This window comes from Sulfitobacter sp. M22, assembly GCF_021736025.1.
Lineage (GTDB): Bacteria > Pseudomonadota > Alphaproteobacteria > Rhodobacterales > Rhodobacteraceae > Sulfitobacter > Sulfitobacter litoralis.
This window is the reverse complement of the sequence record NZ_WMEC01000001.1, coordinates 1,706,046-1,728,246: the sequence shown is the minus strand read 5'-3', so window position 1 is coordinate 1,728,246 and position 22,201 is coordinate 1,706,046. Positions and strand designations below refer to the sequence as shown.

Here is a 22,201-nt window from a genome sequence, read left to right as displayed (position 1 = left end):
CTCCATGGAGCGCTCAACGGAGTTTCTCAGTAACATTGATTTGGTGGTGGGGCCGCGTGGTCACCGCCGTTGGCCGGATGCGGTGAAGGCACAGATCGTGGCCGAGACGTTGGTGGAAGGTGCGACAGTTGGCGCTGTGGCACGGCGGTATGACATGCGGGCCAATCATTTATCGGAATGGCGACGCATGGCGCGCGAGGGCAAACTGGTTCTGCCCGCTGTGACCGAGGAACCAAGCTTTGCAGCGTTGGTTGTGCGCGAAGATGTTGAGGCGACACCTGACCCTGAGCCGCCGTCGCCGTTGGATCTGATTTGTGGGAGTGTCACTGTGCGATTGGATGCAGGCACATCGGCGGCGCGCATTGCCGAGATTGCCCGCGCCTTGAATGCGCTCTCATGATGTTTGAACCGCCCCGGGTTTACCGGAGGGCAAAACTTTCGGAGAATTGCCCATTATGGAACAGTCACACAACAAGAAGACCTCGAAGCCGTATTCACCTGAGTTCCGCGAACGTGCGGTGCGGTTGGCGATGGAACACCGCGATGAGTATCGTAGCGAAGCTGCTTTATTCACAGCGATCGCAAGCAAATTGGGCTGTTCGCCAGACAGTCTTCGCGTTTGGGTCCGGCAGGCTCAGCGTGATGGCGGCGAACGGCCTGGCCAAACCAGTGCCGAGAAAGCGCGGATCAAGGAGTTGGAGCGCGAGGTGCGCGAACTCCGGCAGGCCAATGAGATCCTGAAGAAAGCATCAGCGTATTTTGCCCAGGCGGAGCTCGACCGCCCGTTTCGCAAGTGACTGCTTTCATTGAAGAACATCGCGGTGAGTTCGGGGTCGAGCCGATGTGCAAAAATGCTGCAAATCGCCCAGTCCACCTATTATGAACGGCGCTCCATCGCGCGTGATCCTGATCGGGCTTCAGCCCGGGCGAAGTCTGACGCTGATCTGTGCATCAAGATCAATGCGGCCTGGGAAGAGAACCGCAAGCTCTATGGTGTGCGGAAGATCTGGCATGTCTTACTGCGCGATAATCAGGAGATCGCACGATGCACGGTGGAGCGGTTGATGCGCAATTTGGGCATCAAGGGCGTAGTTCGGGGTAAAAAGGTTGTCACGACTAATCCGGACACCTCCCAGCCGTGCCCTGACGACAAGGTAAACCGCTTGTTCAAAGCAGATCGGCCTAACCAGCTCTGGGTCTCTGACTTCACATACGTCCCGACGTGGTCGGGAACGGTCTATGTCGCTTTCGTCATCGATGTCTTTGCGCGCCGGATCGTTGGCTGGCGCGTATCGACCTCAATGGCGACGCAGTTCGTTCTCGACGCTTTGGATCAAGCAATCTGGCAAAGAAAAACACTTGATAACAATACCTTGGTTCACCACTCAGACCGTGGATCGCAATATCTCTCGATCAAGTATACCGAGCGCCTTGTCGAATTCGGTATTGATCCATCGGTTGGAACAGTCGGCGATTCCTATGATAATGCCCTCGCTGAATGCGTCATTGGCCTGTTCAAAACAGAGGTCATCAACCAGATCGGTCCATGGAAATCGAGGCGCGAAGTCGAATGGGAAGCGCTGAAATGGGTCGATTGGTATAACAACCGTCGGCTATTCGGTCCCATCGGATACATCACACCCGCAGAAGCAGAGGAGGTATTCTATGCAAATCTAAACACACTCGATAAAGTAGCCTGACGTTGAACAAAGCACCCTCCGGTAAAATCGGGGCGGTTCAAGCTGACCAAACAACGACTGACCCTGGCTTACTGAACGTCTTGCAAAAGATGATGAGTTGGAGCGATTCTTCGGCACACGGTGTCCAGTATAAGCTCAGAATAAATACCCTCGATACTTTCTTCGGGGGTCATTCACTGGTTCAAGGCAGACTGATGAGGATAGCCGCAGATGATAGTGTCGGCGCCGACGAGAGATCATTGGCGAGCAAATTGCTTAGGAATTTAGATGATGATATCCGGTGAGAGAGAGTTCGCACTGTGAAAAGTTCACAGAACTCTCGAGCAACGGATAGGGTTGGTGGACACCTCATAAGTTACCAATGAAAAATACTTCAAATCATTGACTTGAGGGGATTTGATTGGCCCCGGCGATAGGAATTGAACCTACGACCAATTGATTAACAGCCTAATCGTTGTTTTGAACGTCACAATTATTTAAGTTTGCTGGACACTGCTTCTCTTCTTGTTGCCTGGCCGCGGCCGACTACGTCTGTCTGGTTTTCGACGCTGCCGCCATACTGCTTATACTGATCCATAAGCTGCTGCGCGAAATCGTTTGCGCCGCGAAGCCGGGTAACCTCTTCCTTAATTTCACTTAGTTGATTTCGAATGTATGCAGCATCAGCAATGCTACAATCCCTTTGCTCGACAAGCTTCTGTTTGTCTTTCTGGAGCTGGGTTATTTCCGCTTCAAGTTCTGAAATATGCCGTTGCGCCGATCGCTTATCGAATTGCAGTTCTGCGCATCGCGTCTCCGCTTCGGCCTGACATTTTGCGTTCTGCTCTGCGACCAGTATCGCAAAGGCATCGCGCGCTCCCTTCATGAAGTGATCTATTGATGCGGTGACGGTTTCGGGCAACGTAGAAAGCAATGCGCGATCCTGATTTTGTTGAAGCTCTGAAACCGCATCGTCTACAACCCGCTTTAGGCTCTCCAAGCGGATCGTGTCCTTAATGCCGTATGTCTGGCAAAGCTCTTGCTTGACGAGAGAGGCATCGATGCTGGCTCGTGGGGTCCCGTTTTCCAGAAGACGTTCGACAACCTCGTAAACCAATTCAGGCTGGTAACTCAGGGGGCGTCCGCGGTGCTTCATTTTCGATGCATTATTTGTCATTTGAAGATTGCCTTACTGTTTGTCAAACCGAGTTTGACAAACTCGGGGTGCGCATTCGTTGTCTGAAGGAAGTGGGTGTGCTTGCGATTTCACAGCAATTATTTCTGACAAATGTCCCCTCGAGCCAAATAGTATTTACTAATTGGACGTGATTGGCCGTCAGCTTTTTGCTGGGAGGCTAAGCTTGGTTCGCCAAATCTGAGATTTATTATGCGCGAGATTCAGGGGGGGGGGCGCGCGCTATCCCCAAGTGCGACTCTTGTTAGAAAACAGTAGTTTATCTAATGAGAGGAATCGGTATGGGAGCCGTTTACGACCAACTAAGTATCACAGAACGACGCAAGATAGAACGCTGGAGACACGCAAAGGTCCCTGTCGATGAGATGGCGCGCGTTCTGAAGCGCTGCAGATCAACGATATTCCGCGAGCTAAAACGCAACAATTTCTCGGATGAAAACATGCCTGGATGCGATGGCTATTACGGTGCCGCTGCGCACCTGATGCAAGCGGAGCGTCGTGCTCGGGAGCGCAAACTGATCAAACATCCCGAGCTTCGCAAGCGTGTGATTGAGCGTATCAAGAACGGTTGGACACCCGAGCAGATCAGTAACCGCATGATCCACGAGCGCACTCCCCTCAGGGTCTGCCAGGAAACCATCTATCGCTATATCTATTCCAAGGAAGGTCAGCGCGAAGACCTGTGGTGGTATCTACCGACCCACCGTGTCGCCCGCAGACCACGTCGCACCAGAAAACGCAGAGAGCCCAAATTCCACCGCGATGTCAGTATCCTGTTCCGACCTGATGATGTTGCTCATCGCCGTCAGTTTGGCCACTGGGAAGCTGATTTGATGCTGTTCAAACAAAAGCTTGGCCAGTCCAACGTTACCTCATTGGTTGAGCGCGTCAGCCGCTTCACTGTGATCCTAAAGAACCCCAACAAGCGCACCAAGCCGGTTATGGGTAAGATCATGAGTGCCATTAGAGATCTCCCCTTCGTCGCCCGTCGGTCCATTACCTTCGACCGCGGAACCGAGTTTGTCAGTTGGCCGCACCTCCAAGCCGAGATCGGAACCCAGACGTGGTTTTGTGACCCTTCCAGCCCTTGGCAAAAAGGCACAGTCGAGAACACAAACCGACGCCTTCGAAGGTGGCTGCCCCGCAAACGCGACATCCGGCAATGCACAGATCACGATATGAAGGTGATCTGTGATCGCCTCAACAACACGCCGCGCAAGTGCCTTGGATGGAAAACGCCAGCCGAGGTCTTTCGCGAAAAGATATTGGAGGAAATGCGATGACACCCCTACCCTGAGTTCGGCAAGAGTCGCGGTTCAGGTATCGCTCACAGGCTTGGCTGCAGGTTTCAATGTTTTGAATATCGTGAAATTCAAGAGAACAAGGTTAACGACTTGTTCCTGGCCGGACAGATTTAGTGCGGCGTCGTTCAATGGTCAGAGCGCGCGCAGGGTGCCCGGTTTCCTGTATCGGCTCCGGGGATACATCCCCGGCATGGAGGAGGCATTCTCCGAGCCGTGCACAAGCACTATCGCCGATGTGGCCTAATCGTCCATGCAAGTAAACTTTGGATTTCTCAGGGACGAGAACGCGGCGGCGTAGATTGAATCGTGTCGGAATGTCGATTTGCGCCTCTATCATCTCTTTCGGCTGTGCCAAGGCAAGTTCATGGGGCACCACCCCTGAAGCATTCATTGGCCCACCCCATGCAACGTCGAGATAAGTTTGACCAGCAAGTGTGCGAGTATCGACAATCAGCCCTGGACGTGGCGCGGAACCGCTTGAACCGGCGCTTCGCGTAGGAAACAAGCAGATTACAAGGTCGCCTCGACCGAGGGTAGCAGTTCGCAGATCGGCGTTATCCGCTTCCGAATTGGGCTCATGCTCAAGATTATTGTCCAACGTTGCCTGATCGCCGTGCGCACGACGCTCTTCGCGGCGCACTTGACTATAAAAAGGTTTGTCATCGACCAAAATTAGCAAATGCTCGATCGCGGCCGTTGCCTCTTCATTCGCTGGCATAGTTAATGAATACTGCCGACTGAGCGACAGGATCTGCGTCGCGGCTTCCACTGCATCAAGCGAGGCACATTCACCCCAGGGTGGTTCCGATGGGGCTTTCTGGCCTGAAATTGTTGCTTCGAAAATTATCTCGTCCGTTTCTGAATCGCGGAGTAGGACGGCGGAAACCTCTCGCTGATCGGTCATTGCCAGTTCAACATCGAGGGCAGTTAAGAGCAGCGCGCTGCTACCCGTAATAATTGGAAAATCAAAGCGGCGATCACGCCCGACAATGATGCCGTAGTCGAGAGCGTCGAGGATGTCTTTCAATTCGAGAAGACCGTGGTCTGTGTAATGGCGGTCAATGGTCGTGCCTTCAAGGTGACCAAGTATTTTTTGCCGGGTGCCCGTATCGATGCCAAGTTGCATAAGTTTAGAAGAAAGGGTTCGGCGCATTGCATAGATGTCTTCTCGTTCCGAGTGAAGCTTCAGTGTTTTAAGCATATTACGAAGCCTATCACCGAAAATTTGCGACCTACGGCCGTGGTTTTTGTCCGGCTGAATTTCAGGGAAGAGCCAAGTTTCACCTGCCTTTTTTCGCGCCACGATCCATTCTCTAAAACCGAGTTCGAGCAAGATCTGCGGAATGGGGAGAACACGCCGCGACTGCTCATTCTTGAGCATTGAATCTTCCTCGTCTCCTACAAAAAGACAAAGGATGCCATCGCGGCGGATTACGTCTGCCACGGTCGCTTGGAGAATTTCTTCAGGTCGGACTCCCATCGTGATCATTATTAAGGGAACCCAATAGATTGCATCTCTGGTGATATATCGCTTGCTCGCTGTCGCCTTGCGACTACGCTGCGATTGTGAAGAGGTGCCAAAATAAATTGGTGAGCTGAGTAATTTCGACAAGCGTTCAAGCGACCAGGACATCCGACGTTTCGGACGCGACACCCGCATCGGAAGACCGCAGGGGGTCTTTTGTGCCTTATGCCATGCCCGCATGCGACTATTCAGTTGCGCATGAGAAGGGAGGATGCGGTCCTCATCGTCAAGATCGCGAGCTACGCGCTTCTTTCCAAGCGCCGCGCGGAGTATACGATTGAACATGTCGCGCTGCGTAAACAAGTATCCATCTGTGATCCGAGGAGTCAGTTCTTGAACCAATCGGCGACGCTTGTCGGGTATCGACATCGTGTCGAGGTCCGTGATCTCCGAAATAAGTTTGGCGTCATTTGTATTGGCCTGAAGAATTTCATCGTGGGGACACAGTTCTTTTCCTACCTGTCCGTGGCGGTTCCGTCCGTGGGACTTGCCCCAGGCTTTGGGTAACATCCAGACCAAGTGTAGAAACTCGAAAGATTGCTCGAGCACGATCGCTGAGGCGGGGATGTCACCGAAGAAGGCGAGTGCGAGCTTTCCGATAACGCGGATTTTGGTCTCAACATCGCGGGGCGCTTCCGAACAGGCCTTTTCAATTGCTTCCGATAGCTGCATCGGTGGTTTGAGGGCTTCGCGGGTCGGCACGATGCCATGGCCAAGTAATATCTCTCGCCCGGCATTCAGCGGGTCTTCAAAGTTTTGCTCTACACTCAGGCTTAGATCGTTGAGCTGGCGGATGAGTGCCAACACTTGCCGAGCCACCGCCGGAGCGGCAAGGTCATCAGGATCCATACCGTTTTTACGTGCAATTTCACCGGCGAAGGGCAATGCGACAGACCAGTCCCTTGCTTTCTGAGCAGCTCGGATACGATCGCTTTCTGCACTAATTTGGCTGAGGTGTGTGTCTGGATTGCCGATTGAAAGATCGCTTTCTTGTCTGGCAATCATTCGAACAAAGGCCTGACGCACAAGCTCCTTGAGCATCTCTTGCATGCGTCCCGAGTTTACTGGCGACTCCTGAAGTTCCATCAGCATGTTTCGTTCTCCTGCTTCCACGGCGGAAAGCAGGTCAGCCGACCGCTTTACCGCTTCAGAGAGGATATTTGTTCGAAGAGAGACAGACAGAAATTCTGGGGCGCCATTTTTTCGCAATGGCGTCGTCCAGCGTCTCCGAAAGTAGAAGACCCCGTTTCTGCGAACGAGGTGAAGTCCCCACTTCCTTCGCGAGTCACTTGGCCTGCATCCCGGCCGATGTGAACCAGTTTGTGAACCACCGCGAAGTGGAGATGGGAGGGTGGCCGCTTGATCAACGGCTATCCCATTGGAAAGTATGCGATTTTTCATGTGTGTTGGCTGGGATGGTAGGATTCGAACCTACGGTACACTGTACCAAAAACAGTTGCCTTACCACTTGGCTACATCCCAACGTGTGGGCGTAATTAGTCCGGAGTGCGGGGGGGTGCAATACCTTTCTGGAGGAAAAGTGAGGAGAATCTCGGAATTTATTTTTGATCCGCGTTTCGGGCGGCGCAGGCTGTGCCTTATTGGCGGTGTTCAACGGCTTTACGCCGTCGGAGGGAACCTAACGCCTCCTAATATCGCGCTATTGAGACAAAATTTGATCGCGCGGAAAGGGACGAGGGGGCGCACCCCCGCCGTCTCCTCCGCTGCAGGGGCGCGGGGTATGCCGTGCGCTAACGCTGTCAGCCCTCGCAGTCGATCAAAATGGCACCGGCGCGGGCACCGGCCTCAACGGCCTCGTGTGCTTTGATTGTGTCCGATAATGCGAATGTCTGCTCTACCGGACAGTGCAGCGCGCCGTCGGCTAATGCCTGGTGGGTTTTTTCGATTGCCAAGGCACGTTCGGTTTCGGTCAGCAGGTAGACGAGGATGATGTCGATGGTGACCGCCTTGAAGAGCAGGGGCAGGAAAGGGAGTGTCGGCTCCATCACCTTGGCAGACCCGTAGGCCGCGATGCGCCCGTTGGGTTTGATCACTTCGGCATCCAGCGCGATATTTGCGCCGAACTCTACCTCGATGATCTGGTCGACGGGTGCGCCACCGTTGGCATCCAGCACCTGTTGCGCCAGATCGGTCGCACTATAATCTACCACCACATCGGCACCGGCGGACTTTGCGCGTTCGGCCCCGCTTTGCCCGGTGGTGGCGATGACACGTGCGCCGGCCCAAGTGGCGAATTGTACCGCCAGATAGCCGACGGTGCCCGCGCCCCCCTGAATAAGAAGTGTTTGTCCGGCGACATCCCCCCCGTTGAATACCGCATGGGCTGCGGTCAATCCGGGGATGCCAAGGCTGGCCGCTGTTTCAAAGCTCACGTCATCGGGCAGCGGTACCGCCTGCGCCTGTGGCAGGGCGATATGTGTTGCGGCAGTGCCGAAAGGCCGCTGCCATTGTCCGTTCCAGATCCAGACGCGCTGGCCGACGCGGGCGGGGTCCACACCTGCGCCGACTGCTTCGATCACGCCGGCGCCATCGCTGTGCGGGATCACCTGATCGAACGGCGGATGGGTCACGCCGGGGCGGCCGCGCCGGGATTTCACGTCAGAGGGGTTTACCCCCGATACTGACAGCCGGACCAGCACTTCGTTCGCGGCTGGGGCAGGGGTTGGCATTTCGGTCAGGGTCAGCACATCACACGCTTCGCCAAGGGTTGAATAGGTGACTGCTTGCATGGGGGCTCCTGATCGCTGGGTAAGGTGTTGCGTCACCTAAGCCCAAGATCGCGCCATGTGCAATTGCAGGGCTAGTCGCGCAGCTCTTGCGCGCCCACGCCCCACAGCCGCGCCTTAGGGGCCCAGCCCTTAAAGCCGTCGACCCGCAAGTAGCACCATTCAAGGTCGCATGCCCCGAGCCGCGCGATCACGCCCAGTTCAAGTTCTGCCTCGATAGGGGCCTTTGGGTCGGGACGCGCCCGCAATTGCAGGCGGTCCTGTTCGACCAAAACGGTGCGCGTGCCGGATAATAGGGAATAATGGACCCAGCCGCCCATGCCGTCGCGGTCTTCGACGCGGCGCCAGTGGCCGTGCTCTGCCGTGATGCGCAGGGGCAGGTCGCGATGTTTGAACACCCAATCGATCCGGTGCGTCAGCGAAGGACCGCGCCGCACATTCCCCTCGCTGGCTTTCATAGACACAAAGCGGGGCACCGGCAGGTTCGTCACCTGTCCGACCTCTTCCGAATAAACGGGGGCGCTGAACAGGTGAACAGCTGCAAAAGCGCCTAAAAGGACGGAACGTAACTTCGGTATCATGACTGCCTGTCTGGTCTATTGCCGTTGATTTAATGCAGTTTTGCCCTGCGAGGTTCTTGTGCCTCGTCTCTGCTTGGGACACCATGCCATCAAGCACAGTGCAAAGCCATATTTGGGAGGCCCACAATGTCAAAGCAACCGCTAAGTGTTGTAGTCACGCGACGGTTGCCGGAAGTCGTCGAAAAGCGATTGACGGAACTGTTCAATGTGACGTTGCGCGATGATGACACGCCGATGACCCGCTCTGAGCTGGGCGAAGCCATGAAAACCGCGGATATTCTAGTGCCCACCGTGACCGACGAAATCGACGCGGCCCTGATCGGGCAGGCGGGGGACCGGCTTAAACTGATCGCGAACTACGGGGCGGGCGTCGATCATATTGACGTGATGACGGCCCGGCAGCGCGGTATCTTGGTCTCGAACACCCCCGGTGTGCTCACCGAAGACACCGCAGACATGACCATGGCCCTGATTCTTGCCGTGACGCGGCGCATGTCCGAAGGGATGGCGCAGATGCAGTCAGGCGACTGGCAGGGCTGGGCCCCGACCGCGTTGCTTGGGGGGCGTGTCAGCGGCCGTCGCTTGGGCATTCTAGGGATGGGGCGTATCGGTCAAGCTGTCGCGCGCCGCGCTGCCGCGTTCGGGATGCAGGTTCATTACCACAACCGCCGCCGCCTGCGCCCCGAGATCGAAGAGAGCCTAGGCGCGACCTATTGGGAAAGCCTTGATCAAATGGTTGCGCGGATGGACGTGATGAGCATCAACTGCCCCCACACCCCAAGCACCTTCCACCTGATGAACGCCCGCCGGCTTAAACTGATGAAGCCGGATGCGGTGATCGTAAACACCTCTCGGGGGGAAGTTATCGACGAAAATGCCCTCACGCGGATGCTGCGCGCCGGGGAGCTGCAAGGGGCTGGGCTGGACGTTTATGAACACGGCACAGCCATCAATCCGCGTCTGCGCGAGCTGACCAATGTCGTGCTCTTGCCGCATATGGGGTCGGCCACGCTAGAGGGCCGCGTCGAGATGGGCGAGAAGGTCATCATCAACATCAAGACCTTCGAAGACGGGCACCGTCCGCCGGATCAGGTCGTACCCTCGATGCTTTAGGCGCGGCGCCGGCACGGTTCAATTTGCGCTGGCGCTAAAAACAAGTAGGTTGACCCCGAGCACCGGAACGGGGAGGGGACCATGCTTGCACATCACATTGTAAAATACATCGGGCGGACCTGCACAGCCATCGCCATAGGCGGTTTTGTAAGCGGGGCCGCTATCGCGCAACAGGCCGCCGATAGCGTCGCCCCCGAAGGTGCCGGCCAAGGCAGCTTTACCGCCATGTCGCCGCAGATCACCGCCGCCTTCGAGGCTAAGGATGCGGGCGAACCCGTCATAGCTCAGAACTGGATGGTCGCCGCCGCCAACCCTCATGCGGTTCAGGCGGGGGCGGATGTGCTGGCACGGGGCGGCACCGCTGCCGATGCGCTGGTCGCCGTCCAAGCGATGCTGGGGCTGGTTGAACCGCAAAGCTCTGGCCTGGGCGGCGGGGCGTTTCTGGTCTGGTATGACGCCGCATCGGGCAAGCTGACCACGCTGGACGGGCGCGAAACCGCGCCGCTGGCGGTCACGCCGCAACTCTTTCAGGACGATCAAGGTGTGCCGCTGGGGTTCTTTGACGCCGTCGTTGGCGGGCGGTCGGTCGGCACGCCGGGCACCCCTGCGTTGATGGCCGCAGCGCATGAGAAATGGGGCAACCAGCCCTGGGCCGAGCTGCTGGCCCCCTCTGTCGCACTGGCCGAGAAGGGCTTTGCCGTGTCCCCACGCCTTGCGGGGCTGGTGGCTGATGACGCCGAACGGCTGGCAACCTCCGCGACAACCGCAGATTACTTCATGCCCAATGGCGTGCCGGTTCAAGCAGGCGATACGCTCAAGAATCCCGATTATGCCCGCACGGTTGCAGCGCTGGCGGAACGCGGGGCCGATGCTTTCTATACCGGCGACATTGCGCGCGACATCGTGGGGGCTGTCCAAGGGGCCACCAACCCCGGTGTGCTGTCAGAGGCCGATCTGTCGATCTATCGGGTCAAGGAACGCGACGCCCTTTGCGCGCCCTATCACGGGCATGAGGTCTGTGGCATGGGGCCGCCGTCCTCTGGTGCGCTGGCCGTTGGGCAAATACTGGGGCTGTTGGAAAACGCGGACCTGAGCGCCGGACCGGCGGACGCAGATGTGCTGCGGCTGATCGGCGATGCCTCGCGGCTCGCCTTTGCGGATCGGGGGCGCTATGTGGCCGATACCGATTATGTGCCGGTGCCGGTGACCGGTATGCTCGACCAATCCTATCTGGCGGAACGCGCCCAGTTGTTGCAGGGCGACGATGCGCTGCCCGAAGTCACCGCGGGCGCGCCCGCTTTTGACCATGCCTTAAACTTTGCCGATGATATCTCTATCGAGCTGCCCTCGACCTCGCATGTGTCGATCGTGGACAGCATGGGCAATGTCGCAAGCATGACCACCACCATCGAAAACGGCTTTGGGAGCCGCCTGATGGTGCGCGGGCTTTTGTTGAACAACGAGCTGACGGATTTCTCTTTCCGGTCGCATACCGATGGCGTGCCGATTGCCAATCGGGTCGAGCCGGGAAAACGCCCGCGCTCGTCGATGGCACCGACGATTGTAATGAAAGATGGCGCGCCGGTTTTGGCCGTGGGCAGCCCCGGTGGCAGCCGCATCATCGGCTATGTCGCGGGCGCGATCATCGCGCATCTGGATTGGGGTATGGATGTGCAACAAGCTGCAGCACTGCCCCATGCGATCAACCGTTTCGGCCCCTACGACTTAGAAGAAGGCACCGACGCCGCCGCGATGGCCGATGCGTTGACCGCGCTTGGCTACGAGGTGAACACCCGCGCGCTGACCTCGGGCTTGCATATGATTTCGATTGGCGATGATCTGCGCGGCGGGGCTGACCCGCGCCGCGAAGGCATCGCCCTTGGCGAGTGATCGCCCATTCTGAACCAAAGGAAAGACCACATGGCACAGACCACCGACATGCCCCGCAACGAGACCGGGATCGACACCGCTTTGGGTATCCTCAAGCAGCAATTCGGCGAACGATTCCAGACGGGCGAAGCGATCCGCGAACAGCACGGGCATACGACGACCTGGATCAGAAATCAGGCCCCCGACGCCGTGGTCTTTGCCCGTTCGACCGACGATGTCGCCGCTGTGGTCAAGGTCTGCGCCGCGCATAAGGTGCCGGTCATCGCCTTTGGCACCGGCACCTCGCTTGAGGGGCATGTGAATGCGCCCGCGGGGGGTGTGTCGATTGACGTCACCCAGATGGACGCGGTGGTCGAAGTCAACGCCGGCGATCTGGATTGCCGCGTGCAACCCGGCGTCACCCGCGAGGCGCTGAACACCCATCTGCGGGATCAGGGCCTGTTCTTTCCCATTGATCCCGGGGCCAATGCTTCGCTTGGCGGGATGACGGCGACGCGGGCCTCGGGCACCAATGCGGTGCGCTATGGCACGATGAAGGACAACGTGCTGGCGGTCGAGGCGGTGATGGCCGATGGCACGGTAATCCGCACTGGCGCACGGGCGCGCAAATCATCTGCGGGATACGATCTGACGCGTCTGATGGTGGGCTCTGAAGGGACATTGGGCGTGATCACCGAAATCACGCTGAAGCTGCAAGGCATCCCCGAGGCGATCAGCTCTGCCCGCTGTTCCTTCCCCTCGGTCGAGGCGGCCTGTGAAACGGTGCAAAGCGTGATCCAATACGGGCTGCCCGTCGCGCGGATAGAGCTGCTGGACGCGATGGTCGTGCGCGCGGTGAACGGCTATGCCAAGCTGTCGCTACCCGAAACGCCGATGTTGCTGCTGGAGTTCCACGGCTCTGACGCGGGGGTGGTCGAACAGACTGAGACATTCGCAGCGCTCGCCGATGAAAACGGCGGCACCGATTATCAGGCGACCACCACGATGGAGGAACGCAACAAGCTGTGGCAAGCGCGCCATGATGCCTATTGGGCGATGCTGGCCCTGCGCCCCGGCTGCAAGGCGGTGGCGACCGACGTTTGTGTGCCGATCTCAAGGCTGGCCGAAGCGGTCGGTCGCGCGAACGCCAAAGCGGCGGAGCTGGACCTGATCGCGCCCATCGTCGGCCACGCAGGTGACGGCAATTTCCACGCCTCGCTGCTGCTGGATATGGACGACGCGGATGAAGTCGCCCGCGCAGAAAGCTTTATCAGCTGGCTCAACGAGCTCGCGATCTCGATGGAGGGGACCTGCACGGGTGAGCATGGCATCGGACAGGGCAAACGCCCCTATCTGGTCAAAGAGCTTGGGGCCGCAGTCGATGTCATGGGCGCGATCAAGCGGGCGTTGGACCCAGACAATATTATGAACCCGGGCAAGATTCTACCCGAAGCTGTCGCGTAACAGGTTAGCGCAAAATACTAAATCGGTCCCTGCCTAGGGCAGGGACGCGATGCCTCCGGCGGGGATTTATTTCCATTTGGAAGCGGCGGATGCGCGAGTTTTTCGACGTTGGTCGCATTTGTGCTGTCTTTGGTCGGCTGGGTTCTGCGTTTTGCGCGAAGGCTGCTAGATGTCGCTAGGACCTATTCTGGCGGAGCATCGGATTCATGAAAACTCAAGTCAAAGCACTGGTAGTGGGCGGCGGTGCCGTCGGCACATCGATTGCCTATCATCTGGCCCGCGCCGGATGGGATGATGTGATGCTGCTTGAGCGGGACGAGCTGACCTCTGGCTCTACCTGGCACGCGGCGGGGTTGTTGCCCTATTTCAACATGTCCTTTGCGACGACGCACATTCATGACTATTCGATCAAGTTCTATAAAACGCTTGAGGAAGAAACCGGTCTGAACGCGGGCTTTGCCGTGGTCGGCAACCTGCGCATGGCGCAGACGGACGCGCGCATGGACGAATACATGCTCTATGCCTCCACGGCAGAGACCTGTGGCGTGCCCTACACCTTCATGACGCCGGATGAGATCAAGGCAAAATGGCCGCTGATCAAGACCGACGATCTGAAAGGCGCACTGTATCACGATACCGACGGCTACATTAACCCCGCCGACGTCACCATGGCGATGGCCAAAGGGGCGCGGCAGCGCGGCGTGATGATCGAACGCAGATGGCAGGCCGATGCGTTTCACTGGAACGGGGAAGCTTGGGAAGTCACCGTCACCAAGATGGTCGAGAAGGGCGGCAACCTAGTGCCCTCGGACGAGCAGGTCGTGATCACCGCCGAGCATGTTGTCACCGCCAGCGGCAACCACGCGCAGCGGACGGCTCAGATGCTTGGGATCAAGATGCCCGCCATTCCGGTAGAACATACATTTATCGTGATGGATCAGGATCCGGAGCTGGTCAAATGGCGCGCCGAAGGCAATCCGGAGCATCCGGTTGTGCGCGACGCCGACAATGAATCCTACGCGCGCGAAGAACGCGGCGGCTGGATTCTAGGCATCTACGAGCACGGCGCACCGGCCCGGTTTGAATACGGCGTGCCGGACAGCTTCCGGGCTGATCTGTTCCCGCTGGATCTGGACCGGATTGCGGATCAGTATATGGCGATGGCCGAACGTGTGCCATCCTGCGCCGACTCCGGTTTGAAGGACGATTTCAACGGGCCAATCTGCTATACGCCCGACGGCAACCCGCTAGTTGGTCCGGCGCCCGGTCTGCGCAATATGTGGCTGGCCGAAGGGTTTTCCTTTGGGATCACAGCGGCAGGGGGCACGGGATACTACCTTGCGCAGATGATGGTCGACGGCGAGGCCGAGATCGACATGGCGTCACTGGACCCCAAACGCTATGGCGACTGGATGACCACCGAATATGCCGCGCGCAAGAACGAAGAAGCGTATGAGCACGTCTATATCCTCCACCATCCCGACGAAGAACGCCCTGCGTGTCGCCCCTTGCGGACCTCGCCCGCCTATGACCGTCAGGCTGCCCGTGGTGCGCAGTTTGGTCATGTGAATGGCTGGGAGCGTCCGAACTACTTTGCGCCCATGGGCTTTGACGATCACGCCAGCCGGTCGTTCCGGCGCGGTGCGTGGTGGGAGCATGTAGTAGAGGAAGCCAAGGCGATCCGCGAAGGCGTGGGGTTGATCGATGCCACGGCCTTTACCAAACATCTGGTCAAAGGGCCGGGGGCGACGGAATTCCTGAGCTGGTTCACGTGTAACAAACTGCCGTCCGTCGGGCGGATCAACCTAACCTATGCGCTGACCATCAATGGCACCACGCGCACCGAATATACCATCGTGCGTCTGGCGCAGGATGAATACTACCTCGTGTCTGCGGGGGCCTGGACCGCCTATGACAGCGACTTCCTGCGCAAGGCCATCGCCGATAAAGCGCCCGAGTTCGGCTATATCGAGTGCCACGATGTGACCACGCAATGGGGTGTCTTTGCCATTGCCGGTCCGAAATCGCGCGACGTGCTGAAAGAAATCATCAAGGACGCTGATCCCGAAACGGTGCTTAGCAACAAGCGGTTCCCCTGGCTGACCATGCGCAACATAGAGCTTGGGATGGTGCCCGTGCGTGCCATCCGCGTCGCCTATACCGGAGAGTTGGGCTGGGAGCTGCACCACCCGATCGAGATGCAGAACCACCTATTCGATCTGCTGGAGAAAGCCGGCGAGAAACATGGCATGAAACTGGTCGGCGCGCGGGCGCAAAACTGGTTGCGGCAGGAAAAATCATACCGCGCCTTCGGCAATGAACTAGGCCGCGACGCGACCCCGCTTGAGGCCGACCTGCCGCGCTTTGTCGACTTGTCGAAGGACTTCCACGGCAAGGAGGCGATGCAGGCACATGGCATTCGCAGCAAATGTGTCACGATCCTGATCGATGGACCAGAGGATGCCGATCCTTGGGGCCGCGAAGTGTTGTACCACGGAGATACGCGCGTGGGTCGCTTGACCTCGGGCGGGTATTCCGTCGCCTTCGGGAAGTCGATTGGCATGGGCTATGTCAAGCCTGATGTGTCTGAGGTAGGGACCAAGCTGAAGATCAAGATGTTCGACCAGCTGTGGGACGCCGAGATCGTCGAGGACAGTCCTTATGATCCCAAGAACGCGACGATCCGCGTGGATGGGTAAAGTCTGACCTTAACCGAGCGGCGGCCTGTTTTGCCGCTCGGCCATGCGCTGCCGATGATGTTGTAGATACGCAGGATCAGGCAGGAACCGCTCGGGCGGTTGCAGGCTTTCGGAGGCTCCGGCAGTTAGTTTGTGTTTGGCTTCATCAGGCATATCATCGGCGATGAGCATGCGGTAGTCGTCGTCAAAACTGATCAGATGCCGGTCAAAGGCGCGATCATGCAGCGCGTTCAGACATATACCGTTTTCAGGGTAAAACCGCTGCGCCTTGTCCTCCTGCCACCCGACAATGTGGCTTGCGGTCAGAAGACGCGCGTCATCGATCCCTGTCAGCGCGCAGCGTGATCGGTAATTGTTCAGGATCATTTCGCGGAAGAAGCTTTGACCGCGACGCTGCACCACCGCACGTCGGGTGACCTCTGATTGCTTGGCGATTCAGTCTGCTTGCCGCTGTTCTGAAAAACCGGCCATCTGGGACTTTGGCGGCTCAAGCTGTGCTTCATAGGCGGCAAATACAAAGGAGGGATCCTGCCGATATCGCGCCCACATCTGCCTGTCCATCGCTGACAGATTGGCGAGCCCCTTTTGCGGCAGCGTTTCGTCCAATGCGGCGAGGTTGGACAGTTTCATCGCCACAGACGACGGCGTGCGCCCGATGCGTTCGGCCATGTGGATAATTTGCGGTGTGCCAGAGTGGAACTTGCCAAAGGGCAGCCGCAGATACAGCGACAAAGCCTCTGTTACCTCGTCTTCGGTCCAGTTTCGACGCGTCGCCATGTGCCTGCCATTTCCGCTTGAGAAATCGTGCCAGCTTCACTTTATAATTGCAACGTCCAAGGTGGCACCCTGATAGATTGCTTTCGCGTCTTACCGCACCTGACGCCGCGAAAGCCAGTTTTCCCAGCTGGCGGGGCTGCCGGCGTAGACGTTGATATCGATATCGATATCGCCCTGCGCTCCGGTCACGCGGCCTGTGCTGGTATATTGCCAGAAGGTCCAGCGTTCATTCGGGTATTTCTCGGACGGGTGCGCGGCGGTGGAGCGGAGCCAGAATTCCACATCGCGCAGACGCCCCATGTCGTTCTGGGCATAAAACTCGGGCGTGGTGTAGACGACGGGCTGCTGGCCATAGTGGGCGCGCAGGATGCTCAGGAAGGTTTGCGCGTTGCGGCGTACGGTATCGGCGGGCGGGCGCAGTGTGCAGGTGGGCGAAAACGGGTTCCACTCCAGATCCAGCACGGGGGGCAGCATGCCGGCGGTTTTGGGCACATTTTCAATAAACCAGCGGGCCTGTTTTTCGGGTGTCGTGCAGAAATAGTAGAAGTGATAGGCCCCGCGTGCCACGCCAGCACGGCCTGCGCCGTCCCAGTGGTTCTGGAACATTGGGTCCAGCAAATCACCACCTTCGGTTGCTTTGATAAAGGCAAAGTTCACCCCCGAAACCCGTGCTTCGCCCCAGTTCAGCGGGTCTTGAAAACGGGCCACGTCGATGCCGTGCACCGCATAGCGGTCGGGGCTTTGGCCGGGCCAGTCAAACGGCTTGCGGTCACCGAAATTGGCTGCCGTCACGTCCCCCAAGGGCACAGAGATCTGCGGCGCGCCACAAGCAGAGAGGGCAAAAGAGCAGAGTAAGGCAAGAACGCGAAGTCGGGGCATAGGGTCACGGCTTTCGTGCGATAAAGGCCAGATTGTTGGCGGGCATCTCGACAAGGTCGATGGGGCTCAGCGCAGCATCGCTGAGCCAACGCGTGATGTCGACCGTATCTTTGTAGCCAATGGCAGGGTCGGCGGAACGCAGCTCGGCGTCGAACCTCAGGTCTCCCTCCGAGGTGAGGATGCCATCGCGGACAAACGGGCCATAGAAGATCAGCGCGCCGCCGGGGGCGAGGGCCAGGGCGGCTTCGGTGATGACACGCTGGGCCGCGTCCGTCGGGATCAGGTGCAAAAGGTTGGCAAAAAAGATCAGGTCTTGCGCTGGCAGAGTTTCGTTCCAGCTCGTCGCCGTGGCGTCGAGCGGTGCTGCGGGGGCGACATTCGGCAAGGCCGCCTTGGTGATATAGGCGTCTATACTGGCGCGGCGGTCGGGTGCGGGTTCAGTCGGTTGCCAGTGCAGATCGGGCAGGGCACGGGCAAAGGCGGCGATATGCTGGCCTGTGCCGCTGGCGATCTCGAGCGCACGCCCTTTTTGCGGCGCGTGTTCGCGCAGCAGATCGCACAGGGCGTCTTTGTTCCGGTCGGCCGCGGGCGCGTGCAGCATCGCGCCACTGGCGGGGATCGCCACGCTGGCGGAGGGGGGAAGCTTGCCGGTCATGGGCGTAGCCTGTCGGGGCGCAGTGCCGCGACCACTGTGTCGGGCAGGGAGGGGGTGTTGCCAAGGGTCAGGTCGGCCACCAATTGCGAGGCAGCAGCGCTGGTCTGGAAGCCGTATCCGCCTTGTCCCGCGCTCCAGATAAAATCGGGGTCCGCGGGATCGGGGCCAAGCACCAACGTGCGGTCAGGGGCAAAACTGCGCAGCCCCGCCCATGTCGCGATGGGTTTGGTGAGCGGCACGGCGACCATATTCTGATACCGCTCCAGCCCTTCTGCCAGCACCATGTCGTCGGCCCACGCATCATGGGGGTCTGTCGGGTCCTCTTCGGCAGGCGAGATCAGCAGCGCGCCCGCGTCGGGCTTGGCATACCATGTTTCGCCGACGCCAAAGAACATCGGCCAGCGCGACAGGTCGTACCCACCCGGTGCCGCGATCCGCGCCATCGACCGGCGAAAAGGCGTGATCCCCAGCGGTGCGACGCCTGCCAGAATGGCGATCTGGTCGGCCCACGCTCCGGCGGCATTCACAAGTTTCTTCGCGTGGTAGGTTTGTGCGCCTGCGGTGACCTCCCACATGTCGCCGTTGCGGGTGATCGCGGTCACGGGGTGCCCCGTGTCGATCTGCCCACCGTTGCGGCGCAGCTCCTTGGCGAAATCCTGCAGCAGCCGGTCAGTATCAATATCATGGGCGTCGGCGTGATAGCCCGCAAAAGCGATCCGTTCCGCAGCGAGGATCGGGACAAGACGTAGGGCGTCGTCGGGGGAGATCTGTTCAACGCCCATATGCGCAAGATCGCTATAAAACGCCTCTTCCTCATGACGATCCGCGATGATCATCAGTCCGCGCGGGGACAGGTAGCCGCCGTCGCGCAGATAGCCGATGGTGGCCTTGTTCAGCGCTTGCACGGAAGGGGCACCGTAGTTCTCTTCGATCAGCGCGGCCGACCGGCCAGAGGCGTGATAGCCAAGCGCTTTTTCCCCTTCGATCACCGTGACTTGGGCGTCACCGGACAGGCGCGCCGCCGCCGAAATGCCTGCGATGCCACCGCCGATGACAAGGATATCGGATGTGTGCTGTTTCATATGCGGCCCCTGTCCGTTGCAATGGTTTCCGCTTGGGGCTGTCTCAGCAGCCCCAAGCAGTTCGCATATGGGTGACACGGGCCGGTGGGACGTGCAACCGCGCGGTTAGGTGTCGGTCTTGCCGCGCGCGGTGGCGCGACCGTAGGCGGGGCGCGCGTGGATCATTTCGACAAATCCCGCCAGCGCCGGATAATCCTTGGCGCGACCTTGCTGCATCGCGATCTCTGCCGGAAAGCTGAGCATAATGTCGGCAGCCGACAGCGTATCCTGCACAAAGTGGCCTGACGCCCGCACGCGGCTGTTCATGTAGCTATAGTGGTTGTCCAGTTCAGACGTGATGCGCGGATGCAGTGGTGCACCGGCGTCGCCTAAACGGCTGACATAGAGGTTCAGCAGGATCGGCGTCATGGCAGAGCCTTCTGCGAAATGCATCAGTTCTAGGTGCTGCAGATAGGCGGGGCTGTCGCGATCCGGTATCATCTCGGGGGCGAAACGGGTGCAGAGCACTTCGGTGATTGCGGCACTCTCGGCAATCAGCGTGCCGTCAATCTCGACCATGGGGGATTTGCCCAACGGGTGCACGCGCTTGAGCTCGGGCGGGGCGAGATTGGTCTTGGTATCGCGGCTATAGGGAATGACATCATAGGGCGCGCCGATTTCTTCGAGCAGCCACAAAATGCGATGAGAGCGGGACCGGTTCAGGTGGTGGATTTTAATCATAACGCTGATGATAGCGTGTTGCCGCCGGATGAATAGTGGGGATGCATCCCCCGCGCCGTCTTTGACGGGTGGCGCGGGGGTGCTTTTCAGATCATGTCAGGCGGTGGCGCAGCGCGGGCAGGCGCGACAGGATCAGCACGTCGACCGCCAGCACGCTCAGCAGCACGGCCCCCGCCATGGGAAAGGCCATCGAGACGAACAGCCCGACAAGCACGGCACCTTGCCACAGCGGCAGCTCTGACGGCATGGGCGGGGCGGACAGACGGCCAGCGGCGGTAGGGCGACGCTTCCACCAAAGCACCAGCGCGCTGACGCAGAGGAACAGGACCGACAGGCAGACCAGCGTATTGGCCAGTACGCTCAGCAGACCCAAGGTGCCCATGTGCAGCGCAATCCCGACCGCCATCGCCTTGCCTGCAAGCGAATAGTCGGCATAACGCACATCGGCGAGGATATTGCCGCTGTGCTGGTCGATGTGCACGGTGCGATCCGACATCGGGTCGGAACTGTCAGAGTTCATGGAATCGCGGCTCAGCGTCCAGACACCGGTATCGCCCTGCGGCAGGTTCATCTGATAACGCGCGTCAAAGCCGATCTCGCGCGCCAGTGCGTCGATGCTGTCGATCGTGACGGCCCCTGCAACGCCCGCAGCCCCTGTGTCGCTGCCAGAAGCAGGCATCGGCGTCTGTTCCAGCGCCCAAGGCACCTCGCGGCGGTGGTGGTTCATGCTGGCGTGGATGTCGTCCGATAGGGGCACGGCATCCCACTTTTCGGCGGGGAACTGGCTCCAGGCTTGCACCATCTTGCCGCCCCAGATGCCCGCCCAAGACAAGCCCGAGATCAGGAAGAGCACCAGAAACGCAGACACCCAGATGCCCACGACACCGTGCAGCGATTTCCACGTGGCGCGACCTTTGGTGAAACGCGGCACCAGCGTTGCGCGCCAGCCTGCACCTCGGGGCCACCACATATAAAGCCCGGTTGCAATCAGCACCAAGGCGATCGAAGCCGCGGCTTCAATCATGCGATCACCGGTCACCCCCAGCATCAGATCACTGTGGATGCCATCCGCGAAATCATACCAGCCGGACCGACGCGGAAAGCTCTCGATCACCTTGGCTGTATAGGGATCAACTGCAACCATGACCGCATCACCATCGTGGTCCACGCGGAACAGCGCCGCCAGATCGAGCGCGCGCGGTGCCACATACTGAACCAGCGTGCCGCCGGGCACGGCCTCGACTGCGGCTTGCGACTGCTGGGATACCGACAGGACAGTTTCTTGCACGGTCACGGGGGTATATTCACCGTCGCGCCCGTCGATCCACGCGATCCACAACATCGCCATGCCGGTGACGGCGAGGATCGACAGGAAGGGCAGCACGAACAATCCGGCATAGAAATGCCAGCGCCACGCCGCGAAATAGAGTTTGTTCACGCGCCCTTGGGGCTGCGCGGTGGGGGTAGGGGTGGTCATATGAGGGCTCCAAGCCTAATGGCCTGCATCATCGGCAGGCGGAAAGAATGAACAGATGGGATAGATGTTCAGACTTGGGGCGGTGCGCGGGTCAGCCGGCTGGGGTCAGGCTTGCGTGTGTGCAGCAGCCGTTTCGCCACAAAGCGCAGGGTTTGCGTTTTCTCAAGCACGGGAACGGGCAGGCCGGTGACCGCTTCGGGCAGCGCCATGGCACCGATCAGACGGCAGGTCTTGCAATCGGCCATATTGCCTGAGTGCGGGCTATCACCAGTGCCGCAGAGGTCCGCCAGCGCGCCCCCATTGGCAACATAGGCTTGCAGCTCGGGCGACAAGTCTACTGGCGCGAAACGATGCGCAAACCCCGATGTCGCAAGCGACAGCAGCACCAGAATGGTGGCAAGCAGCTGACAAGGAAAGGCGGGCAGAAAACGCATG

General features: G+C 59.1%; 18 protein-coding genes, 1 tRNA gene, 1 pseudogene and 1 other annotated feature. Of the genes and pseudogenes, 7 read left to right on the top strand and 13 right to left on the bottom strand.

What is annotated here, in order from left to right:
* The first annotated feature begins 4 nt into the window (after nucleotides 1-4).
* Both GLP52_RS08540 and GLP52_RS08535 read left to right on the top strand, forming a co-directional pair.
* Nucleotides 5-400, top strand: a complete 396-nt coding sequence (locus GLP52_RS08540; RefSeq protein WP_237271144.1) for a transposase — start codon at nucleotides 5-7, stop codon at nucleotides 398-400.
* A gap of 55 nt (nucleotides 401-455) precedes the next feature.
* Nucleotides 456-1,700 (top strand): annotated as a pseudogene (locus GLP52_RS08535) (IS3 family transposase).
* Nucleotides 752-869 (top strand) — a sequence feature (AL1L pseudoknot). Its footprint overlaps the pseudogene before it by 118 nt.
* 472 nt (nucleotides 1,701-2,172) lie before the next feature.
* On the opposite strand, the gene GLP52_RS08530 reads toward GLP52_RS08535, so the two are convergent.
* A complete protein-coding gene (locus tag GLP52_RS08530) occupies nucleotides 2,173-2,856 on the bottom strand; it encodes a hypothetical protein (RefSeq protein ID WP_237272164.1) in 684 nt (227 codons plus the stop codon).
* A 299-nt stretch (nucleotides 2,857-3,155) separates the two neighbouring features.
* Between GLP52_RS08530 and GLP52_RS08525 the strand changes: the two genes are divergently transcribed.
* Nucleotides 3,156-4,157 carry an IS30 family transposase gene (locus GLP52_RS08525; RefSeq protein WP_237272163.1) on the top strand — a complete coding sequence of 334 codons (1,002 nt, stop codon included), beginning with the start codon at nucleotides 3,156-3,158 and terminating at the stop codon, nucleotides 4,155-4,157.
* 103 nt (nucleotides 4,158-4,260) lie between these two features.
* On the opposite strand, the gene GLP52_RS08520 is transcribed toward GLP52_RS08525, so the two are convergent.
* The 4 genes from GLP52_RS08520 to GLP52_RS08505 all read right to left on the bottom strand — a co-directional run bounded on the left by GLP52_RS08520 (nucleotide 4,261) and on the right by GLP52_RS08505 (nucleotide 9,031).
* A complete protein-coding gene (locus GLP52_RS08520) occupies nucleotides 4,261-6,795 on the bottom strand; it encodes a site-specific integrase (protein ID WP_237272162.1) in 2,535 nt (844 codons plus the stop codon).
* Nucleotides 6,796-7,110: 315 nt separating this feature from the next.
* Nucleotides 7,111-7,185 (bottom strand) — tRNA-Gln (locus tag GLP52_RS08515).
* 278 nt (nucleotides 7,186-7,463) lie between these two features.
* Nucleotides 7,464-8,453 carry an NADPH:quinone reductase gene (locus GLP52_RS08510; protein WP_093734335.1) on the bottom strand — a complete coding sequence of 330 codons (990 nt, stop codon included), beginning with the start codon at nucleotides 8,451-8,453 and terminating at the stop codon, nucleotides 7,464-7,466.
* A 71-nt stretch (nucleotides 8,454-8,524) separates the two neighbouring features.
* Nucleotides 8,525-9,031: an SH3 domain-containing protein gene (locus GLP52_RS08505; RefSeq protein ID WP_093734334.1), complete on the bottom strand. Its 507-nt coding sequence runs from the start codon at nucleotides 9,029-9,031 to the stop codon at nucleotides 8,525-8,527.
* A gap of 126 nt (nucleotides 9,032-9,157) precedes the next feature.
* On the opposite strand from GLP52_RS08505, the gene GLP52_RS08500 reads away from it, so the two are divergent.
* The 4 genes from GLP52_RS08500 to GLP52_RS08485 all read left to right on the top strand — a co-directional run bounded on the left by GLP52_RS08500 (nucleotide 9,158) and on the right by GLP52_RS08485 (nucleotide 16,176).
* Entirely contained in the window at nucleotides 9,158-10,144 is a 987-nt protein-coding gene (locus tag GLP52_RS08500; protein ID WP_093734333.1) for a 2-hydroxyacid dehydrogenase, read from the top strand.
* Nucleotides 10,145-10,225: 81 nt separating this feature from the next.
* Nucleotides 10,226-12,034, top strand: a complete 1,809-nt coding sequence (gene ggt / locus GLP52_RS08495; RefSeq protein ID WP_237272114.1) for a gamma-glutamyltransferase — start codon at nucleotides 10,226-10,228, stop codon at nucleotides 12,032-12,034.
* A gap of 30 nt (nucleotides 12,035-12,064) precedes the next feature.
* Nucleotides 12,065-13,477, top strand: coding sequence for an FAD-binding oxidoreductase (locus tag GLP52_RS08490; protein WP_237272113.1), 1,413 nt, complete (start codon nucleotides 12,065-12,067; stop codon nucleotides 13,475-13,477).
* Nucleotides 13,478-13,683: 206 nt separating this feature from the next.
* The gene (locus GLP52_RS08485; RefSeq protein ID WP_237272112.1) at nucleotides 13,684-16,176 is read left to right on the top strand and encodes a GcvT family protein; all 2,493 of its coding nucleotides are present in this window, start codon (nucleotides 13,684-13,686) and stop codon (nucleotides 16,174-16,176) included.
* Between the two features lie 9 nt (nucleotides 16,177-16,185).
* Here GLP52_RS08485 and GLP52_RS08480 read toward each other — a convergent pair whose 3' ends face one another.
* The 8 genes from GLP52_RS08480 to GLP52_RS08445 form a co-directional block, all read right to left on the bottom strand.
* Nucleotides 16,186-16,575, bottom strand: coding sequence for an HNH endonuclease (locus GLP52_RS08480; RefSeq protein ID WP_237273503.1), 390 nt, complete (start codon nucleotides 16,573-16,575; stop codon nucleotides 16,186-16,188).
* Nucleotides 16,576-16,611: 36 nt separating this feature from the next.
* Nucleotides 16,612-16,953, bottom strand: a complete 342-nt coding sequence (locus GLP52_RS08475; RefSeq protein ID WP_237272110.1) for a hypothetical protein — start codon at nucleotides 16,951-16,953, stop codon at nucleotides 16,612-16,614.
* A gap of 90 nt (nucleotides 16,954-17,043) precedes the next feature.
* Nucleotides 17,044-17,832: a glycoside hydrolase family 25 protein gene (locus tag GLP52_RS08470; RefSeq protein WP_237272109.1), complete on the bottom strand. Its 789-nt coding sequence runs from the start codon at nucleotides 17,830-17,832 to the stop codon at nucleotides 17,044-17,046.
* A 4-nt stretch (nucleotides 17,833-17,836) separates the two neighbouring features.
* Nucleotides 17,837-18,487, bottom strand: coding sequence for a DUF938 domain-containing protein (locus GLP52_RS08465; protein ID WP_093734327.1), 651 nt, complete (start codon nucleotides 18,485-18,487; stop codon nucleotides 17,837-17,839).
* Nucleotides 18,484-19,569, bottom strand: a complete 1,086-nt coding sequence (locus tag GLP52_RS08460; RefSeq protein ID WP_237272108.1) for an NAD(P)/FAD-dependent oxidoreductase — start codon at nucleotides 19,567-19,569, stop codon at nucleotides 18,484-18,486. The genes GLP52_RS08465 and GLP52_RS08460 overlap by 4 nt, the downstream gene beginning before the upstream one ends.
* A 105-nt stretch (nucleotides 19,570-19,674) precedes the next feature.
* A complete protein-coding gene (locus tag GLP52_RS08455; RefSeq protein WP_093734325.1) occupies nucleotides 19,675-20,289 on the bottom strand; it encodes a glutathione S-transferase family protein in 615 nt (204 codons plus the stop codon).
* 91 nt (nucleotides 20,290-20,380) lie between these two features.
* On the bottom strand, nucleotides 20,381-21,766 hold the full coding sequence (locus tag GLP52_RS08450) for a PepSY-associated TM helix domain-containing protein (protein WP_093734324.1): 1,386 nt from the start codon (nucleotides 21,764-21,766) through the stop codon (nucleotides 20,381-20,383).
* A gap of 68 nt (nucleotides 21,767-21,834) precedes the next feature.
* A complete protein-coding gene (locus tag GLP52_RS08445; protein ID WP_093734323.1) occupies nucleotides 21,835-22,200 on the bottom strand; it encodes a hypothetical protein in 366 nt (121 codons plus the stop codon).
* Between the last annotated feature and the right edge of the window lies 1 nt (nucleotide 22,201).

Excerpts from the sequence above, each read along its gene's own strand:
- GLP52_RS08485 (WP_237272112.1), top strand. The coding sequence starts at position 13,684 with ATGAAAACTCAAGTCAAAGCACTGGTAGTGGGCGGCGGTGCCGTCGGC.
- GLP52_RS08445 (WP_093734323.1), bottom strand. The coding sequence starts at position 22,200 with ATGCGTTTTCTGCCCGCCTTTCCTTGTCAGCTGCTTGCCACCATTCTG.
- GLP52_RS08540 (WP_237271144.1), top strand. The coding sequence starts at position 5 with ATGGAGCGCTCAACGGAGTTTCTCAGTAACATTGATTTGGTGGTGGGG.
- GLP52_RS08490 (WP_237272113.1), top strand. The coding sequence starts at position 12,065 with ATGGCACAGACCACCGACATGCCCCGCAACGAGACCGGGATCGACACC.
- GLP52_RS08465 (WP_093734327.1), bottom strand. The coding sequence starts at position 18,487 with ATGACCGGCAAGCTTCCCCCCTCCGCCAGCGTGGCGATCCCCGCCAGT.
- GLP52_RS08500 (WP_093734333.1), top strand. The coding sequence starts at position 9,158 with ATGTCAAAGCAACCGCTAAGTGTTGTAGTCACGCGACGGTTGCCGGAA.
- GLP52_RS08455 (WP_093734325.1), bottom strand. The coding sequence starts at position 20,289 with ATGATTAAAATCCACCACCTGAACCGGTCCCGCTCTCATCGCATTTTG.
- ggt (WP_237272114.1), top strand. The coding sequence starts at position 10,226 with ATGCTTGCACATCACATTGTAAAATACATCGGGCGGACCTGCACAGCC.
- GLP52_RS08510 (WP_093734335.1), bottom strand. The coding sequence starts at position 8,453 with ATGCAAGCAGTCACCTATTCAACCCTTGGCGAAGCGTGTGATGTGCTG.
- GLP52_RS08520 (WP_237272162.1), bottom strand. The coding sequence starts at position 6,795 with ATGCTGATGGAACTTCAGGAGTCGCCAGTAAACTCGGGACGCATGCAA.
- GLP52_RS08450 (WP_093734324.1), bottom strand. The coding sequence starts at position 21,766 with ATGACCACCCCTACCCCCACCGCGCAGCCCCAAGGGCGCGTGAACAAA.
- GLP52_RS08475 (WP_237272110.1), bottom strand. The coding sequence starts at position 16,953 with ATGGCGACGCGTCGAAACTGGACCGAAGACGAGGTAACAGAGGCTTTG.
- GLP52_RS08470 (WP_237272109.1), bottom strand. The coding sequence starts at position 17,832 with ATGCCCCGACTTCGCGTTCTTGCCTTACTCTGCTCTTTTGCCCTCTCT.
- GLP52_RS08460 (WP_237272108.1), bottom strand. The coding sequence starts at position 19,569 with ATGAAACAGCACACATCCGATATCCTTGTCATCGGCGGTGGCATCGCA.
- GLP52_RS08505 (WP_093734334.1), bottom strand. The coding sequence starts at position 9,031 with ATGATACCGAAGTTACGTTCCGTCCTTTTAGGCGCTTTTGCAGCTGTT.
- GLP52_RS08525 (WP_237272163.1), top strand. The coding sequence starts at position 3,156 with ATGGGAGCCGTTTACGACCAACTAAGTATCACAGAACGACGCAAGATA.
- GLP52_RS08530 (WP_237272164.1), bottom strand. The coding sequence starts at position 2,856 with ATGACAAATAATGCATCGAAAATGAAGCACCGCGGACGCCCCCTGAGT.